Source organism: Armatimonadota bacterium (assembly GCA_031459855.1).
Taxonomy (GTDB): domain Bacteria; phylum Sysuimicrobiota; class Sysuimicrobiia; order Sysuimicrobiales; family Humicultoraceae; genus Fervidifonticultor; species Fervidifonticultor primus.
This window is the reverse complement of record JAVKHP010000001.1, coordinates 2,102,442-2,119,350: the sequence shown is the minus strand read 5'-3', so window position 1 is coordinate 2,119,350 and position 16,909 is coordinate 2,102,442. Positions and strand designations below refer to the sequence as shown.

Below are 16,909 nucleotides of genomic sequence, written 5' to 3'. Positions count from 1 at the left end.
GGAGCGTGACCGTGGTCGCCGGGGTCGACGTGGGGTCCACGCAGACCAAGGCGGTCATCCTGCATCCGGAGCGACGCATCCTGGGCCGGGCCATCGTGGACACGGGCGCCCGCCTGACTGACGCCGCCCGGCAGGCGTTCCAGCTGGCCCTGGAGGACGCCGACGTGAGCGAGCGCACCGTGGCCTACATCGTCGGCACCGGCTACGGCCGCTTCCGGGTCGAGTTCGGGCACACGCAGGTCACCGAGATCTCCTGCCATGCTCGGGGCGCGGTCTTCCTCTTCCCCAACACGCGCACGGTCCTCGACATCGGGGGCCAGGACACCAAGGCGATCCGCGTGGGCCCTGACGGGCAGGTGCTGGACTTCTGCATGAACGACAAGTGCTCGGCCGGGACGGGCCGGTTCCTGGGCGCCGCCTCGGCCGCTCTGGAGCTGCCCCTGGGTGAGCTGGGGCCCCTGGCCCTCACCGCGCGCCACCCGGTGGCGATCACCAACACCTGCACCGTGTTCGCCGAGTCCGAGATCCTGGGGTGGCTGGCGCGCGGCCGGCGGGTCGAGGACGTGCTGATGGGCGTCCATGCCGCCATCGCCTCCCGCAGCATCTCGCTGGTGCGCCGCGTGGGCATCGAGCCCGAGCTGACCTTCACCGGCGGGGTCGCGCGCAACGTGGCCATGGTGAAGCTCATCGGCGAGCTGGTGGGCGGTCCGGTGAACGTGAGCGAGGAGTCGCACTTCTGCGGGGCGATCGGCGCCGCGCTGTTCGCGCTGGACCACGTGCTGGGTGGCGGCGCGCAGGCGCCCCCGGGTGTCGCCGCCGCGGTCGCAGGAGGGGAGACGCCATGACGCTGGTCGCGGGCATCGACGCCGGCGCGTCGTACACCAAGGTCGTCCTGGCCAACGGCGCGGGGGCCATCGCCGGCCGCGCCATCGTCCCCAGCGGCTTCAACTTCGCCCGGGCCGCCGAGCGGGCGCTGGATGCCGCTGTCGCGGCGGCGGGATGCCGGCGCGAGGACGTGGCCTACGTCGCGGCCACCGGGTACGGCCGGCACATGGTGCCGCTACGCGACGTGGCGGTCACCGACCTCACGGCCCACGCCTGGGCGATCCACGGGCTCTACCCCGACGTTCGGACCGTGCTGGACATCGGCGGGCAGAACGTCAAGGCCATCCGCCTCGACGAGCGGGGCCGCGTCAAGACCTTCCGGCTCAACGACAAGTGCGCGGCCGGGAGCGGGGCCTTCCTGGAGAAGACCGTGCGGTACATGGGCTACGAGCCCGGCGCCATCGCCGCCCTGGCCGAGGCCGCACGGGAGCCCGCTGTGGTCTCCAGCATCTGCGCCGTCTTCGCCGAGAGCGAGGTCATCAACCACCTGGTCTCGGGCCGCAGCCCCGAGGACGTCTGCGCCGGCGCCCTGGTGGCGCTGGCCGAGCGCGCGGCGCAGCTCGTCAAGCGGCTGCGGGCCGAGCCGGCCTACGCCCTCACCGGCGGGCTCACCCGCGTGCCCCTGATGCAGCGCGCCCTGGAGCAGACGCTGCGGGTGCCGTTCCGGGTGCCGCCCGACGAGCTGGGCGTCTACGCCGGCGCGCTGGGCGCGGCGCGGCTGGCCGCGGAGCGGCTGCGCCGGGTGCGCGAGCGCGCGTCCGTCTGACCCGCGGGAGGGCACCCATGGAGGAACAGATCGGCGCCATCGACATCATGTACTACGTGGCCACCCCCGAGTTCATCGAGCGCTGGAACGCCGCCAAGCGCGGGGAGCTGGTCTGCCGCATGGAGCGGGCGCTGGGCGGCAGCCTGCCCAGCTTCCCCAGCCTGGAGGCGATGGTGGCGGCCATGGACGACGCGGGCGTGGAGCGGGTGTGCATCACCCAGTGCAAGATGTGGTCGTACCGCAACCACTGGATGTACATGGACACCGCGCTGGAAGAGGTGGCGCAGTACACCACGCGCTACCCCGACCGGTTCGTGGGCCTGGCCGGCTACAACCCCTTCCGCATTCCCGAGAGCCTGCAGGAGATCGAGCGGGCCGTGCGCGACTTCGGCTTCCGCGGCGTCTACGTCCACGTCTACGGCTTCGACATCCCGCTGCACGACCGCCGGATGTACCCGCTGTACGCCAAGTGCGTGGAGCTCGACGTGCCGGTCTCGATGCAGGTCGGGCACGTGCTGGAGGGGATGCCCTCCGAGCACGGGCGCCCCATCTACCTCGACCGCATCCTGTGCGACTTCCCCACCCTGAAGGTGATCGGCGCGCACACCGGCTGGCCCTGGGTGGAGGAGTTGATCTCGGTGTGCTACAAATGGGACACCGTGTGGCTGGGCGTCGACGCCTGGATGCCCAAGTACCTCAAGCCCGAGCTGGTGCAGTTCATGAACAGCCGGCTGGGGCAGGACCGCTGCCTGTGGGGCACCAACGGCCTGCCCTGGAAGGAGAGCCTGGCGCAGCTGCGGGCCCTGGGCCTGCGGCCCGAGGCGTACCGCCGGCTGGTACGTGACAACGCCATGGAGCTGTTCCGGCTGGACGTGGGCGCGCCAGCCGGTCAGGGGGCCAGCCGATGAGCAGCGAACGCGTGGCGGTGGTGACGGGCGGCGCCAGCGGCATCGGGCGCGCCGTCTGCCTGGCGCTTGCCCGGGAAGGCACCCGGGTGGCCGTGGCCGACATCAACGCCCCCGGGGCCGCCACCGTCGCCGACGAGATCCGGGCGGCGGGTGGCGAGGAGCTGGCCGTGGCCATGGACGTGACGTCCCGGGCCAGCGTGGCCGCCGGGATCGAGCAGGTGCTGGCGGCGTGGGGGCAGATCGACCTGCTGGTAAACGCCGCGGGCTGGGACCGCATCATGCCCTTCGTGGAGACGACCGAGGAGTTCTGGGACCGTGTCATCGCCCTCAACTACCGCGGCGTGCTGGCGACCTGCCACGTGGTGCTCCCGCACATGATCGCCCGCGGCACGGGCGTCGTCGTGAACATCGCGTCCGAGGCGGGGCGTGCCGGCTCGTCGGGCGAGGCGGTCTACTCGGGCGCCAAGGGCGCGGTCATCGCCTTCAGCAAGGCGCTGGCGCGCGAGGTGGCCCGATACGGCATCCGCGTCAACGTCGTGGCCCCCGGGCTCACCGACACCCCGCTCCTGCGCCAGCTGATCGACGACGGCCACGAGAAGCTCGTCCAGGCCATCGTGCGCGCCACGCCGTTGCAGCGGCTGGCCCGGCCCGAGGAGATCGCCGACGCCGTCCTCTTCCTGGCGTCGGAGCGCGCCTCGTTCATCACGGGCCAGACCCTCAGCGTGGGCGGCGGGCTGACCATGGTGTAGGATCCCGGCCGGTGCGTCCCGGGCCCGCGCAGGCGCTGGAGCGTGGGCGCGCGGGCATCCGTTCGGGGCGGCAGGCCGGCACCCCCGGAAGGAACGGAGGGACGCGACGGCGATGCGGTCCACGCACGACCTGATCGAGGAGCACCGCGTCATCCTGGGCGTGCTCGATGGGCTCGAGCGCGCGCTGGCGGCCGCCGACGCCGGCGGCGACGTGCCGGTGGCGTTCCTGCGCGACCTGGTGACGTTCAGCCAGACGTTCGTCGACCGGTGCCACCACGGCAAGGAAGAAGCGTGTCTCTTCCCGTGCCTGGAGCGCCGCGGCATTCCCCGCCAGGGCGGACCGATCGGCGTCATGCTGGAGGAGCATGAGGCGGGCCGCCGGCTGGTGCGGGAGATCGCCGCGCAGCTGGACCGCTACGCACAGGGCGCCGTCCCGGCCCGCGCCGTGCTGGAGCCCTGTCGCCAGTACCTGGACCTGCTGCGGGCGCACATCGCCAAGGAGAACGAGGTCCTGTTCCCCATGGGCGAGGTCGTGCTGCAGCCCGCCGACGACACTGCGACCGGCGCGTGCTACGATGGGGTGGAGCACCAGCTCGGCCACGGGGTGCACCAGGCGGCGACCACCCTGGCCGAGCGTCTTGCAGGAGGACCGTCGTGAGCACGCTGCGCACCGCGCCCCCGGCGGACGCCACCGGGCTCGACGAGCCCAGGTCCGCGCGGCACGCCCACCTGCTCCGCCACACGTACCGGGTGCTGGTGGAGCAGGGTCTGCGGCGGCTCTCGCTGCAGCGGGTCGCGGACCGGGCGGGCGTCAGCAAGGGGATCCTGTTGTACTACTTCGGCACCAAGGAGAACCTCGTCCTGGCCACGATGCGGTGGGTCCTGGCGCGTGTGGCGCGTCGGATCCACACCGCGGTCCACCGGGCCCCGACCGCCGAAGCGAAGGTGGCGGCCATGGTCGACGCCATCTTCGTCGACCCGCGGGCCAACCGTGACTTCTACCTGGTCTTCCTCGACCTGCTGGGCGCCGCAGCGCGCCACGATCGGTTCGACGAGCTCAGCGCCACGTTCCGCGGGATCGTGGACGCCGCGTACGCCCACATCATCGAGGAGGGCCTGCGCGAAGGCGTCTTCCAGGTGCCCGACGTGGCGGCGGCCGCCTCGGTGGTGCGCGCCATCGTCGACGGCCTCTTCCTCCAGTGGCTGCAGGAACCCGACTGGGAGGCCCGGCACGCCTCGACCCGTGAGCGCTGCCTGCAGGCGGTGCTGGGCTACCTGCGGGGCGCGCCCCGGTAGCCGGCAGGGTCCAGCCCCAGGCGGCATCGGGCGCACTGCGCACCGCCCGCCGGCGTCGTCCCGCAGAGCGTCCCCCGCACCGTCGCAGCAGGGGTGCGCGTCGGGGGCCGCGAACGACGGGCAGGACCCCACGCCGAAGGCAGGTGACCCGCATGAGTCTGGTCGCAGAGCGATCACGGATGTTCGTGGGAGGCGCCTGGGTCGGTGCCCAGGACGGCGCGACCACGACGGTGGTCGACCCCGCCACCGGCGAGACCCTCGCCGAGGTGCCCGACGCCGGCCGCGAGGACGTCTGGCGCGCGGTGGACGCTGCGGCCGCTGCACAACCCGCCTGGGCGGCCACGCCGGCCGTGGAGCGCGGGCGCATCCTGCGCCGCGTCTTCGACCTGATGACCGAGCACCGGGATGCCCTGGCGCGCCTGGTGACCCAGGAGAACGGGAAGCCCTTCGAGGAAGCGCGGCGCGAGGTGGCGTTCGCCGCCGGGTACTTCTCGTGGTTCGCCGAGGAGGCGCGACGGGTCTACGGCGCGATCGTGCCGCCGCCGGTGCCCGGCAAGCGGCTGTGGGTGCTGCGCCAGCCGGTGGGCGTCGTGGCGGCCATCACCCCGTGGAACTTCCCGGCCACGATGGTCACCCGCAAGATCGCGCCAGCCCTGGCCGCGGGCTGCACCGTGGTGCTCAAGCCCGCCAGCGCCACGCCGCTCACCGCCCTGGCGCTGGCGCGCCTGTGCGCGGACGCGGGGCTGCCGGCCGGGGTCTTCAACGTCGTGACCGGCGCGCGGGCGGGCCTGATCGGTCAGGTCTTCCTCGACCACCCGGCCGTCCGCAAGATCGCCTTCACCGGTTCGACCGAGGTGGGCAAGCGCCTGATGGCCGCGGCCAGCGCCCAGCTCAAGCGCGTCTCGTTCGAGCTGGGCGGGAACGCCCCGTTCATCGTCTTCGACGACGCCGACCTGGCCGCCGCGGCCGAGGGCGCGGTGGCCATCAAGTTCCTGCGGGTGGCGGGCCAGTCGTGTATCTGCGCCAACCGCGTCTACGTGCAGGAGAGGGTCGCAGACCGCTTCCTGCCCCTGTTCATCGAGAAGGTCAAAGGGCTGAAGGTGGCGCCCGGGTTCGACCCCGGGGCCCAGATCGGACCGCTCATCAACACCGAGATCCTCGAGAAGGTCGACGGCCTGGTGCAGGCGGCGGTGGCCGACGGCGCGCGCATCGTGGCCGGCGGGCGGCGGCTCACCGAGGGCGTACTGGGCCGGGGGCTGTTCTACGCGCCCACGGTGCTGCTCGACGTGCGCGAGGAGATGGCCGTGGCGCGGGAGGAGATCTTTGGCCCGGTGGCGCCGGTGATGACGTTCCGTGACGAGGCCGAGGCGGTCGCCCGGGCCAACGCCACCACCTACGGGCTGGCCGCCTACTTCTACACCAGCGATCTGCGCCGTGCCATCCGCGTGGCCGAGGCGCTGGAGTACGGCATGGTCGGCGTCAACGACGCCAGCGGCTACACCCACGAGATCCCGTTCGGGGGCTTCAAGGAGAGCGGGCTGGGCCGGGAAGGCGGGCATCAGGGCATCGAGGAGTACATGGAGGTCAAGTCGATCTCCATCGGGATGTAGCGGGCGCGCGATGCGGCTGTCGCGCCTGCGGGCGCTGTTGTTCGACATGGACGGCGTGCTGTACCGGGGGCGGACGCCGCTACCCGGGGCCGCCGCGCTGCTGTCGTACCTCGACGGAGCGCGCGTGCCGTACGCCCTGGTCACCAACAACAGCACGCGCACGCCGCGGCAGTATGCCCGTCTGCTGGCGCAGATGGGCATGCGGGTGCCGGCGGCGCGGATCGTCACGTCGGCGACCAGCACCGCGGCGTACCTGCGCCGGGTGCTCCGGCCCGGCGCGCGCGTGCTGGTGGTGGGCGAAGCGGCCCTGCGCCGCGCCCTGGTCGATGCGGGATTCGCGCCGGCGGGCGAACGCCCGGCGGCGGTGGTGGTCGGCCTCGACCGGCGCGTCTCGTACCGGAAGCTGGCGGCGGCGACGCAGGCCCTGCTGGACGGCGCGCGCTTCGTGCTCACCAACCCCGACCTGCTGCTGCCCACCGACGCCGGCGTGATCCCCGGTGCCGGGTCGCTGGCCGCGGCCCTGCAGGCGGCCACCGGCCGGCGGCCCACGGTCATCGGCAAGCCCCACCCGCGGTTGCTGCGCGAAGCGCTGGCCCGCCTGGGCGTCGCGCCGGCCGAGAGCGCCATCGTGGGCGACCAGGTCGCGACCGACGTGGCGGCCGGCCGTGCCGCGGGCCTCTACACCATCCTCGTCCGCACGGGCGTCGGGGCCACCGGCCGGCGCCCGCGGGGACCGCGCCCCGACCTCGTGGTGCGCGACCTTCGGGAGCTGCACCGCCGCCTGGTGGCCGCAGGACTCCGGCCCCAGGCGTCCCGGCGCACCGAACGCGCTGTGGGCAGGCGCGTGTGAGTACGGGCCTCAGCGCGCCGACGCCGGGGCGACGATCGCGACCACCCCGCCGGCCAGGTACCGGCGTGCCACCCGGTGCACGTCGTCGGGCGTGATACGGGCGACCTGGGCCAGGAAGCGTGCCTCGTAGTCCACGCCCAGGCCCAGGAGTTCCTGCCACCCCAGGGCGTACGCCTCGGCTTCCAGGTCCTGGCGCGCCAGCGCGGTCCGACCGGCGATGCTGCGTTTGGCCAGGTCGACCTCGCCCGGTGCCGGCGCCGCGTCGCGCAGCCGCGCCACTTCGGCCTCGAGGATGGCGAGCACGGTCGAGAGGTTCGGCGGGTCCGTTCCGGCGATCAGGCGCAGGAACCCCGGACCGGCCCGCGCTGCGAGCACCGATCCCACCTGGTAGGCCAGACCCCGCCGCTCACGCACCTCGACCCACAGCCGGGAGGCCGCGCCCTCGCCCAGGATCGCGTTGAGCACGCGCAGCGCAGCGAAGTCCGGGTGGCCTACCGGCACCGTCAGGTAGGCGGCGACGATCCACGCGGCCGCGGTGGCCTGGACCTCGCGCACCTGCTGGGGGACTGGCGGCGGTGCGAGCGCGCGCTCGACGGCGCGCAGCCACCGCAGGCGGGGTGGCAACGTCCCTGGCGGCAGCGTCCCGAAGGCGCGCCGCGCGTGGGCGAGCGCGTCGGCTGCCGGCAGCTCGCCGGCGACCGTCACCACGGCGTTGGCCGCGGTGTAGTGGGTGCGGTAGAACGCCAGGAGCTGGTCGCGCGCAAGCGCACTCACGGTCGCCGGCGTGCCCGCCAGTGGCCGGCCATAGGGATGGTAGGGGTAGAGCGCCGCGTTGGACAGCTCCACCGCGCGCTGCAGGGGCTGATCCGCAACCTGCTGCATGCGCGCCAGGGCCAGGCGGCGCTGACTCTCCACCTCCTCGGGATCGAACCGGGCGTTGGCCAACAGGTCTGCGACGAGATCGAAGGCCACCTGGGCGCGCACCGCCGGGACCACCGCGTACAGCGAGGTTACGTCCGGGAACGTGCTCCCGCCCAGGAAGCCCCCGGCCGCTTCGATGGTTGCGGCGATCTCCTGGGCGGTGCGCCGGTGCGTACCGCGCGGCAGCAGGCTGCGCACCAGCGCGGCGACTCCCGCGTCATCGGGCGGTTCGGTGCGGGGACCCGCGCGCACCAGTGCTTCCACGACCACCAGCCCGCGGGCCGGCCGCTCCCTGACGATCACCACCAGGCCGTTCTCGAGGACCGCGCGCGTCGGCGGGGCCGCACCGTTCCGCGGTCCGGTCCCGCCAGGAGACGGCGGAGCTGGCGCGGCCACGACGTCCCGCGGTCTTGCCCCACCGGTGAGCGGCGTGCCCGGCGCGGCCGCCACACCAACCGCGAGCGCTGTCAGGAGCCCAAGGAAGACGGCGACTGCCCCGCCCCTGCGCTGATGCCGCGGGAAGCGCGGCGCGCGCCAGGCCGCAGGGCGCCGGGACACGGCGACCAGCTGGCTCACGGAGATGCCGGGCGGAGTACGGCGACGGCGTAGCGACGCGTATCGAGGATGCGTCGGGCCACGCGCTGCACGTCGTCCGCCGTGACCCGGCGCACGCGCTCGACGTAGGCCAGTCCGACCTCGAGGCCGGTGACCGTGGCGGCGAAGCCCAGTTCGAAGGCGCGGCCGCGCACCGTGTGGGCCTCGTACAGCTGTGCCCCCTCCACCGCGCTGCGGGCCCGGTGCAGCTCGGCATCGCCCAGCCCGCGCTCGCGCACGGCGTCGAGTTCGGCGAGGATGGCCGCCTCGGCGCGCTCCGCCTGATCGGGGGCGGTGACCGCCGACACCACGAAGAGCGCCGGGTCCTCCCACGCGGGCAGGAAGGCGCCGACGCTCTGCGCCAGGCGGGCCCGGTCCACGAGGGCCTGGCGCAGGCGACTGCCCAGCCCCATCCCGAGCGCCGCCGCGAGCACGCTGGCGGCGGGGAAGTCGGGATCGGCCGCCGCCAGCGCGGGAAACCCCATGACCAGGTAGGCTGCGCGCACCTCCTGGGCGAGCGTGGCGCGGCGGATCCCCTCCAGCGGGGGTTCGGCCGGGCGGGGGGCGCGCGGCGGCGCCGCGCGCCCCCCGCTGCCGTAGGCCTGCCGGATCAGCGCCAGGGCCTCCTGCGCCCGCACGCCGCCGACCACCACCACCGTCATCCGCTCGGGCACGTAGTGCGTGCGGTAGAACCGCACCAGCACGTCGCGGCTCATGCGCTCGATGCCGGCCCGGGTGCCCAGCACCGAGCGGCGGTACGGGTGCACCGCGTACGCCGTCGCGCGCAGCGCCTCGAAGGCGCGGGTCGCCGGGAAGTTGTCGCGGCGGTTGATCTCCTCGATGACGACGCGTCGCTCGCGCTCCACCTCGTCGGCGTCCAGCGTCGAGTGGAACAGCGCGTCGGCCTGCAGGTCGACCATCCGCGGCAGGTCCACGGCACGCGCCACGATGTAGTAGGCGGTCCAGTCGACCGACGTCGCGGCGTTCATCACCCCACCCATGGCGTCGACCTCCCGCCACGCCGCACCGGGAGCCCGCCGCGCCGTGCCCTTGAACAGCATGTGCTCCAGGAAGTGAGCTGCGCCGTTGCTCTCGTCGTCCTCGTCCTTGGACCCGACCCGCACCCAGGTGTAGAGGGCTGCCAGATCGGTATGCGGCTGCTCCTCGACGACGACCTGGAGCCCGTTGGGCAGACGCGCCACCAGCGGGCCCGCGATGCGCTGACCGGAGACTGCCGGAGGCTGGGCGGCACGGGCAGAGGCGGCCGCGAGGACCAGCACGCATGCCGCGGCCGCCAGGGTCCACCTACCCGATGCCCTGCCGCTCATCCTCTCCCCGTCCCGTGTGTCCGGGCTCTGGGTGGACACGCCACCGCCCTACTCTCCATGCCTGGGACACCCATCACCGGACGAGCCGCGCCGCACGGCGTGGCCGGGGTGGCCGCCAGAGCCGGCGGCGGGAGGGGCTTGCAGGCGCCCCTGGGGGCCCCAGCCGGCCAGAAGGAATCGGCCCCCGGGCGGCCAATGACAGTAGGCAATCTGGAACGGCCGTCAGGCGGCATCGACGGACGGGCGTGACATGAAAGAGGTGGGCTGGGCATGCCGATGGGAACTGTGAAGTGGTTCAGCGCGGAGAAGGGGTACGGGTTCATCACGCCGGACGAGGGCGGCAAGGACGTCTTCGTCCACTACTCTGCCATCCAGCAGGAAGGCTACCGAACCCTCAACGAGGGCCAGAAGGTCGAGTACGAGGTCGTGCAGGGCCAGAAGGGCCCGCAGGCCGCAAACGTCAGGCCGTTGAGCTAGCAGGTCGCAAACCGGTCCAGAACGTGCCGCCTGGCTCAGGGAGGCCGGTCCTGCGGCCTCCCTGATGCTTTCAGCCTTGACGCCTTCAGGTGGAAGGACAGCGCGAGCCCGCACCCACAGGCCGCGCGGGATCGAACGATGCGGTCCCCTTGCGCGGCCACGACCGGCTCGTCCGGCCCACAGCCCGCGCGCGATCGGACGGCGCCGGAGGCGGGCGGGCGCTCGGATGTCATCCTCAGCCTGGCAGGCAGGTCCCATGTGCACCGCGCATGGCACGCATCCCAGTCGAGCTCCCGCACCGGCACGCCAAAATCCCGGTGAACCCCTACCCGGGATGAGGCGCCGATCGGTTCGGCGGGCGGGGCTGGTCCCCCTCCGTCTTCGGACCGCCGGTGCCCGCCGTCGCGCGAATGCTCGTCATCGCGCGGAAGCCCCGTCGGCGGTCTGCTGCTGGCGGCGTGCGCGCGCGACCACGGCGTTGCTCTTGGGTCCGGGCCCCTGCCGCGCGCTGCGTGTCGCATGGTGCTGACGGCCGCGATGCGACGGTTCCTGGCGGCCCGGCGCGTCGCGCACCTGGCCACCGCCGACGCGCAGGGGCAGCCGCACGTCGTGCCCGTCTGCTTCGCGCTGGCGGGCGACGTGCTCTACATCGCCATCGACCGCAAACCGAAGCGCGTCGGCCCGCGCCGTCTCCGCCGCGTGCGCAACCTGCTGGCCAACCCCCGCGTCGCCGTCACCGCCGACATCTACCGGGAGGACTGGCGCCGCCTGGGATTCGTCTGGGTCCAGGGCACCGCGCGGCTGCTGGAGGCGGGCGCCGAGTACCGGCGGGCGCTCGAGCGGCTGCGCCGCAAGTACCCGCAGTACCGCCGCATGGACCTGCGCGGACGGCCGGTGATCGCCGTCGACGTCGCGCGCGCCGGCGCGTGGGGCGCCGTGGGCGCGACGCCGCGCCGGGGCGCCCCGCCTAGCCCCCCGCAGCGGTCGTCAGCGCGCCGCGCAGCAGCGCGGCGGCCACGAGGAAGGCCTGCCGCAGCCCGCGGGGCAGCGGCGTCACGTCCAGGGTCTCGTGCTCGGAGTGCAAGTGCTCGCCGCGCGCGAGCCCGAGGCAGACCGCGGGCGCGCCGTGGCTGAGCGGCACGTTGGCGTCGGTGCTGGCCGACTTCCACTCGGGAGGCACCCCCACCGCCGCCGCGGCCTCCTCCACCAGCCGCACGAGCGGATGGTCTGATGGCAGCCGCCCGCCCGGCCGGTCGCTGACCACGGTCACCTCGTGGGTGACCCCTGCGGCCGCAGCGATGCTGGCGACGAGCCCGCGCACGACACGGTCCAGATCGTCCAGCGCCTCGGGGGCCTCCGAGCGCATGTCCAACAGCAGCGACGCCTCAGGGGCGATGGTGTTGACCGTGCGTCCCCCGCGCACGACGCCGACGTTGTAGGTCGTCCGCGGCGACGACGGCACGCGCACCTGCGCGATCTGATCGATCAGCCGGCCGAGCGCGTGGACCGCGCTGGGATGCCCGAAGTCGCTCCACGAGTGGCCGCCCGCCGCCCGGTAAGTCACCTCCAGCCGCCGCACGCAGATGCCCGTGCACGATGGCTGGTTGAACATGGCGCCCTCGAGCACGATCCAGGCCGCGGCCTGCGCGCCGTACCGGTCCCACAGCGCCCGCATGCCGCGGAGATTGCCCAGCCCCTCTTCCCCGACGTTGGCGGCCAGGACCAGCGTGCCCCGCCCGGGCACGTCCGCAAGGACACGACCCAGCCACAGGAGCGCGGCCACCGCGAGGCTGTTGTCGCCGATCCCCGGCGCCGCGAGCCGCGGGCCTTCCCGGCGCACCCGGATCTGCACCTCGGGGCCAAACACCGTATCGAGGTGCGCCGACAGCACCACGACGGGCGCATCGGGCACCCCCGGCAGCTCGCAGATCACGTTGCCCACCGCGTCGCGGTGCGGCGCCGGGAGCCCCAGGGCCCCCATCCGCGCGGCCACGTACGCGGCGCGCGCCTCCTCCCCAAACGGCGGGGCCGGGACCTCGCAGATCTTGATGGCGTCCTCGACGACGTCGGCGACGTGCGCCTCCAGGGCGGCGAGATGCCTAACCAGCTCGGGGCTCTCGAGCAGCGCTCCCACCTCCGGTGCGTTCCACTGCTGTCGCAAGGATCCCTTACCGACGCAAGGATCCCCAACCGACGCACGGCGCCCGCCTCGCCGTCGCAGCCGGGCACACTGTCAGTGCGCCATATCTCCTGCGCACAGCCTGCCGATCCCTGCAACGGGGCACGGTACCGCAGGGAAACCCACACCTGACCGGGCGCGGACGCGGACCCACCGGTCTCCGCAACCCGAGCGATGGCCGATCCTACACGGCCATGCGCGCTGTGCGGGCTCCCGCTGGACGGCAGGCTCATCGCCCACGAGCTGCAATTCGGCGACGGATCCCACACGATCACGTCCTCCTGCGCCTTGCTCCCGGGAACCCCCGCGGCCGCCTGCCCGTATGAGGAGCGGGCCGGGCACGCAGGCGGCCAGGACACCGCGGCGTCGTGTCGTCTGTTCCCGGCCCGTGGCTGGAGGCCGACGCCCCCTTGCAGCCTGGCGGGGCTACGGTCGCCTGCGCTCCCATGACCGTGCGTCTGGTGGTGCGGTGTCCGCCAGCGCGGTGCATGTTTGCGCGAACGCCCGAACCGGGTAGAGTAGTGTCGAAGCGTCGAAGGTCGAAGGAGGTGAGGCCGTTGATCCTCTGGCTGCAGCAGGTCGTGCGTGCAGGGCTGGTGCGCTTCCATCGCGACGAGCGCGGGCAGGAAGTCCTCACCTGGCTGCTGGTGCTCTTCGTCCTCTGGCTGATCCTGGCGGGCCGGCGGGTGGTCGTGCAGTGAACGGGAACCGCTGTAGCCGCCCTGTGCCACGCACAACAGACTGACCGAGAGTCCACGTGTGCCCGAGAGCACACGTGTGCTCGTGGGCCGACCGGTGGACGGCCGATGGAGGTCCCGCCCACGGAGGTCCGGCCCGCGGTGGTCCGGAGGTGAGCCCGATGCCCATCTGGATGCTCGACGCGATCCGCGGGCTTGTACGGCGCGCGGGTAGCGAAGATGGCCAGGCCGACGCCTTCGTCGTCGCGCTGGCGATCTTCATCCTGATCCTGATCCTGGCGGGCCGGCGGGTGGTCGTGCAGTAGCGGGCCCCGCCACTTCCTACACCAGCCCCAGGAGCTGCCCGTCCCGCAGCCGCACGTAGCCGCGGGGCGTCAGCCGCACGTGCGGGATCGCCGCGGTGGTCAGCACGTCGGCCGCCAGCAGCGGATCGTCGAGCCGGCTGCCTAGGTCGCGCAGGACGCCGTCGATCCGCTCCAGCGCCGCGGCGATCTCGGGCAGGGGCGCGGCGCTCATGATCCCGCCGATGGGCGCGGCGAACTCGGCCACGACGCGCCCGTCGACGGCGACCGCGGCACCGCCCTGCAGGTCGAGCAGCCGGCGGGCGGCGACGGCCATGTCGCGCTCGTCGGCGCCCACGACCACCATGCACTGCGAGTCCCACGCCATCGTGGTGGCCACCGCCCCGCGGCGCAGCCCAAAGCCGCGCACGAAGCCCACGAACCGGTCGGCCGAGCGCCCCGACCGGTCGAGCGCTGCGGCCTTCACGACGTCGCCTGCGGGGTCCGCCTGCACCGCACCGTCACGCACCGGCAGGAGCGCGTCGCCCTCCCGCGTGACCAGGTGCGTGACCATCTCGATGACGCGCACGCGGACCCTCTCGCTGGACATCGATCCCACGGGTGCCGGCACGACGAAGACGTCGGGCCCAAGCGCGGCCGGCCAGCGCACCGACGTCATGGCCGTCGCCGGAAAGGTCGGTGATCGGGGCGCCACCACCAGCCGTCCCTCCTCGGCGATCAACCGTCCACGGCTGTAGACCCGCCAGGGGCGAAACGCGCGGAGGTCGTCCACCAGCACCAGGTCGGCCCACCGCCCGGGAGCGATGCCGCCAATCAGGTGGTCGAGCCGAAAGTGCTCGGCGACGTTGAGGGTCGCTGCGCGGATCGCCGCGATCGGGTCCAGGCCCAGGGCCATGGCGCGGCGCAGGGTCTCGTCGAGGTACCCGGCGCGCAGCAACCGGCGTGGGCCGACCGAGTCGGTCACCAGGATCAGCCGGCGCAGGTCGATCGTCCCGTCCCGCCACAGCGGCGCGAACGCCTCGAGGTCCTGCCGGGTCTCGCCGTCCCGGGCCATCCAGTGGAAGCCCAGCCGCAGGCGCTCCAGCCCCTCCGCTGCGGTAATCGGCTCGTGGCACGAGGTCACGCCCGCTGCCGCGTAGGCGGCCAGCCGTTGACCGCGGGCGCCGGCGGCGTGCCCCTCCACCACCTTGCCCGCCCGTTGCGCGTCGACCATGAGCCCAAGCAGCCGGTCCTCGCCGTCTGGGCGTAGCAGCAGGGTGTTCCAGTAGACCTCGCCCAGGCCGACGACGTCGTCGCGCGCCAGCAGTGCCCGGTACACCGCAACGGGCGGTGCCACCTCCTCCATGAACGGCGCCAGCGCCGCCAGCGGTGGCACCGTGCCGAAGAAGGCGATCGGCTGGTCGGCCAGCGCGTCGAGCATGAGCTGGATGCCGTCGGTGCCCAGGATCGAGGCCAGCTCGACGAGCTCGGTGACGACCGTCGTCGTGCCGCCTGGCGCCGCGTAGCGCACGAACTCGGCGGGCGCATAGCGGGTGGCCACGTGCGTGTGGCCGTCGATCAACCCCGGCACCAGCCACCGCCCTCCGGCGTCGACGACCTGGGTGTCCGCTCCGATCGCAAACCTCGCATCGGGCCCGACGTAGGCGATCCACCGGCCGCTCGTGGCGACCTCGTTATCGTGGAGGACCTCGGCGGTGTAGACGTTGACCAAGCGGGCGTTGCGGACGACCAGATCCGCAGGCCGGCGGCCCAGGGCGACGGCCACCTGCGCGCGGCGTTCTTCCAGCGATGGTCCAGGTCCCATGAGGAAGAGGTACTCCGCGCCGGCGGGCGGCGCCTGCGGCCGGTCGGCGGCCCTGCCTCCGGTCCCGCGACGCTACGGCCCACCCTCTGACGCGTGACCCCGACGGCGCGGCCCTGGCGGCTTCCCGGCCCTCGCCGGGGCTAGCCCGTGGCGCGCTCCACCTGCTCGCCAGGCGTCAGGCCGATGCCAGCGTCAACGCGGCGTGGCGGTCTCGCTGTCGGGTGCCTCGCCGGGTGCCGGATCCTGCACCACAGGCATGTGGCGCCGGCTCAGCGCAGCCTCAGGCGCCACCCGCACGTAGACGACCCGTGTCGGGTACGCGAACTCGATGCCCTCGGCCTGGAAGCGCCGGTACAGCTCGAGGTTGATCGCCTGCTGGGTGTCCATGTACGCCGCGTAGTCGGGTGTGCGCACGTAGTAGGCGACCTCGAAGGTCAGCGCGAACTCGCCGTAGGCGGCGAAGTGCGCCCGGTCGAAGCGGGCCAGCGGCTGCGCCTCGACGATCGCCCGGACCATGGCCGGAATGCGGGCCAGGGTCTCGGGCGGGGTCTCGTAGACGACGCCAAACGAGAACACCACCCGGCGCTCCTGCATGCGCTTGTAGTTGCGCACGCGGCTCTTGAGCAGGTCGGCGTTGCTGAAGACGATCTCCTCGCCCGAGAGGCTGCGCACGCGCGTCGTCTTCAGCCCGATGCGCTCCACCGTGCCGGCGAACCCGTCGATGACGATGAAGTCGCCGATCACGAACGGCTTGTCCAGCACGATCGAGAACGATGCGAACAGGTCGCCCAGCACGTTCTGGAGGGCCAGCGCCACCGCGATCCCGCCCACGCCCAGCCCGGCCACCAGCGCCGTGATGTTGACGCCCAGGTTGTCCAGCGCCACGAACGCCACGAGCGTCCACAGCACCAGGCGGGCGAGGAAGCCGAAGGCACTGAGCGTGGTGGCGACCGCGGCGTCCTGCTCCACCGTGCGCCGCACGGCACGGCCGATGTAGAATCCGATGACGGCGCTGCCCCACAGCCCGATCTGGAGCAGCACCAGCAGCCCCACGGCCACCCCGAGCGCGCGGCCCACGCGCGGCGGCAGCGTGAGCACCGTGGCCGCCGCGTGGACGCCCAGCGCCAGCAGGAAGAAACCCCGGGTGCGGGCCAGCAAGGCCACCAGGAGGTCGTCCAGGTCGCTGGGGGTCGCCGCCGCCCGCCGGCCCAGCGCGGCCAGGCCGTAGCGACGCAGCGCCCACAGGACCGCCAAGAGCCCGGCCCCGACTGCGACCGCCAGCAGCCACGTGCCCACCGGGTTCCCGTAGACCGACCGCTCCAGCAGCGTCATGCCCGCACCGACATCCTCCCGACCTGCGCCCACACCCCCGGGGATGCTCCTGGCGCACCGACGCGCTGCAGGCCCTCACGCATGACCTGCCGACTCGCGCGACCGGTGTGGCCTTCCAAAGCACGTTTCACGGCCACGACGGAATTCCCTTGCGCACAAGCAGGATGCGCAGGCTTGGAGTCGCCGAGAACGGACGCCGCGCGATCGGCC

Annotated in this window: 16 protein-coding genes and 1 pseudogene; 12 read left to right on the top strand and 5 right to left on the bottom strand. The window is 73.4% G+C overall.

The window, feature by feature from the left end; genetic code table 11:
- Positions 1–5: 5 nt before the first annotated feature.
- From QN157_09675 to QN157_09640, 8 genes are all read left to right on the top strand, one after another.
- A complete protein-coding gene (locus QN157_09675) occupies positions 6–845 on the top strand; it encodes an acyl-CoA dehydratase activase (GenBank protein ID MDR7555863.1) in 840 nt (279 codons plus the stop codon).
- Positions 842–1,651 carry an acyl-CoA dehydratase activase gene (locus QN157_09670; GenBank protein MDR7555862.1) on the top strand — a complete coding sequence of 270 codons (810 nt, stop codon included), beginning with the start codon at positions 842–844 and terminating at the stop codon, positions 1,649–1,651. Before QN157_09675 ends, QN157_09670 begins: the two co-directional genes overlap by 4 nt.
- Before the next feature lie 17 nt (positions 1,652–1,668).
- Positions 1,669–2,559: an amidohydrolase family protein gene (locus tag QN157_09665; GenBank protein ID MDR7555861.1), complete on the top strand. Its 891-nt coding sequence runs from the start codon at positions 1,669–1,671 to the stop codon at positions 2,557–2,559.
- The gene (locus QN157_09660; protein MDR7555860.1) at positions 2,556–3,308 is read left to right on the top strand and encodes an SDR family NAD(P)-dependent oxidoreductase; all 753 of its coding nucleotides are present in this window, start codon (positions 2,556–2,558) and stop codon (positions 3,306–3,308) included. The genes QN157_09665 and QN157_09660 overlap by 4 nt, the downstream gene beginning before the upstream one ends.
- Positions 3,309–3,420: 112 nt before the next feature.
- Positions 3,421–3,966 carry a hemerythrin domain-containing protein gene (locus QN157_09655; GenBank protein MDR7555859.1) on the top strand — a complete coding sequence of 182 codons (546 nt, stop codon included), beginning with the start codon at positions 3,421–3,423 and terminating at the stop codon, positions 3,964–3,966.
- The gene (locus QN157_09650) at positions 3,963–4,604 is read left to right on the top strand and encodes a TetR/AcrR family transcriptional regulator (protein ID MDR7555858.1); all 642 of its coding nucleotides are present in this window, start codon (positions 3,963–3,965) and stop codon (positions 4,602–4,604) included. The genes QN157_09655 and QN157_09650 overlap by 4 nt, the downstream gene beginning before the upstream one ends.
- Positions 4,605–4,756: 152 nt before the next feature.
- Positions 4,757–6,214, top strand: coding sequence for an NAD-dependent succinate-semialdehyde dehydrogenase (locus tag QN157_09645; GenBank protein ID MDR7555857.1), 1,458 nt, complete (start codon positions 4,757–4,759; stop codon positions 6,212–6,214).
- A gap of 10 nt (positions 6,215–6,224) precedes the next feature.
- Positions 6,225–7,064 (top strand): HAD-IIA family hydrolase, encoded by an 840-nt coding sequence (locus tag QN157_09640; protein ID MDR7555856.1) that lies wholly within the window; start codon positions 6,225–6,227, stop codon positions 7,062–7,064.
- A 9-nt stretch (positions 7,065–7,073) separates the two neighbouring features.
- On the opposite strand, the gene QN157_09635 is transcribed toward QN157_09640, so the two are convergent.
- Both QN157_09635 and QN157_09630 read right to left on the bottom strand, forming a co-directional pair.
- Positions 7,074–8,291 carry a pitrilysin family protein gene (locus QN157_09635; GenBank protein MDR7555855.1) on the bottom strand — a complete coding sequence of 406 codons (1,218 nt, stop codon included), beginning with the start codon at positions 8,289–8,291 and terminating at the stop codon, positions 7,074–7,076.
- Between the two features lie 266 nt (positions 8,292–8,557).
- Positions 8,558–9,907 carry a pitrilysin family protein gene (locus tag QN157_09630; GenBank protein MDR7555854.1) on the bottom strand — a complete coding sequence of 450 codons (1,350 nt, stop codon included), beginning with the start codon at positions 9,905–9,907 and terminating at the stop codon, positions 8,558–8,560.
- Positions 9,908–10,177: 270 nt separating this feature from the next.
- Between QN157_09630 and QN157_09625 the strand changes: the two genes are divergently transcribed.
- Both QN157_09625 and QN157_09620 read left to right on the top strand, forming a co-directional pair.
- Positions 10,178–10,384, top strand: a complete 207-nt coding sequence (locus QN157_09625; GenBank protein ID MDR7555853.1) for a cold-shock protein — start codon at positions 10,178–10,180, stop codon at positions 10,382–10,384.
- 519 nt (positions 10,385–10,903) lie between these two features.
- Positions 10,904–11,302: pseudogene (locus QN157_09620) on the top strand (TIGR03668 family PPOX class F420-dependent oxidoreductase).
- Between the two features lie 49 nt (positions 11,303–11,351).
- Here QN157_09620 and QN157_09615 read toward each other — a convergent pair.
- Entirely contained in the window at positions 11,352–12,518 is a 1,167-nt protein-coding gene (locus QN157_09615; protein ID MDR7555852.1) for a M28 family peptidase, read from the bottom strand.
- Between the two features lie 602 nt (positions 12,519–13,120).
- Between QN157_09615 and QN157_09610 the strand changes: the two genes are divergently transcribed.
- Complete coding sequence (locus QN157_09610) at positions 13,121–13,264, top strand: hypothetical protein (GenBank protein MDR7555851.1); 144 nt, start codon at positions 13,121–13,123, stop codon at positions 13,262–13,264.
- 158 nt (positions 13,265–13,422) lie between these two features.
- Positions 13,423–13,566: a hypothetical protein gene (locus tag QN157_09605; protein MDR7555850.1), complete on the top strand. Its 144-nt coding sequence runs from the start codon at positions 13,423–13,425 to the stop codon at positions 13,564–13,566.
- Between the two features lie 16 nt (positions 13,567–13,582).
- Here QN157_09605 and QN157_09600 read toward each other — a convergent pair whose 3' ends face one another.
- Positions 13,583–15,367: an adenine deaminase C-terminal domain-containing protein gene (locus QN157_09600; protein MDR7555849.1), complete on the bottom strand. Its 1,785-nt coding sequence runs from the start codon at positions 15,365–15,367 to the stop codon at positions 13,583–13,585.
- Between the two features lie 192 nt (positions 15,368–15,559).
- Positions 15,560–16,699 (bottom strand): mechanosensitive ion channel family protein, encoded by a 1,140-nt coding sequence (locus tag QN157_09595; protein ID MDR7555848.1) that lies wholly within the window; start codon positions 16,697–16,699, stop codon positions 15,560–15,562.
- Positions 16,700–16,909 lie beyond the last annotated feature (210 nt).

What these genes read in the sequence shown, in the direction of transcription:
- QN157_09630 (MDR7555854.1), bottom strand. Translation starts at nt 9,907, where the DNA reads ATGAGCGGCAGGGCATCGGGTAGGTGGACCCTGGCGGCCGCGGCATGC.
- QN157_09670 (MDR7555862.1), top strand. Translation starts at nt 842, where the DNA reads ATGACGCTGGTCGCGGGCATCGACGCCGGCGCGTCGTACACCAAGGTC.
- QN157_09605 (MDR7555850.1), top strand. Translation starts at nt 13,423, where the DNA reads ATGCCCATCTGGATGCTCGACGCGATCCGCGGGCTTGTACGGCGCGCG.
- QN157_09600 (MDR7555849.1), bottom strand. Translation starts at nt 15,367, where the DNA reads ATGGGACCTGGACCATCGCTGGAAGAACGCCGCGCGCAGGTGGCCGTC.
- QN157_09595 (MDR7555848.1), bottom strand. Translation starts at nt 16,699, where the DNA reads ATGACGCTGCTGGAGCGGTCGGTCTACGGGAACCCGGTGGGCACGTGG.
- QN157_09665 (MDR7555861.1), top strand. Translation starts at nt 1,669, where the DNA reads ATGGAGGAACAGATCGGCGCCATCGACATCATGTACTACGTGGCCACC.
- QN157_09655 (MDR7555859.1), top strand. Translation starts at nt 3,421, where the DNA reads ATGCGGTCCACGCACGACCTGATCGAGGAGCACCGCGTCATCCTGGGC.
- QN157_09625 (MDR7555853.1), top strand. Translation starts at nt 10,178, where the DNA reads ATGCCGATGGGAACTGTGAAGTGGTTCAGCGCGGAGAAGGGGTACGGG.
- QN157_09660 (MDR7555860.1), top strand. Translation starts at nt 2,556, where the DNA reads ATGAGCAGCGAACGCGTGGCGGTGGTGACGGGCGGCGCCAGCGGCATC.
- QN157_09645 (MDR7555857.1), top strand. Translation starts at nt 4,757, where the DNA reads ATGAGTCTGGTCGCAGAGCGATCACGGATGTTCGTGGGAGGCGCCTGG.
- QN157_09640 (MDR7555856.1), top strand. Translation starts at nt 6,225, where the DNA reads ATGCGGCTGTCGCGCCTGCGGGCGCTGTTGTTCGACATGGACGGCGTG.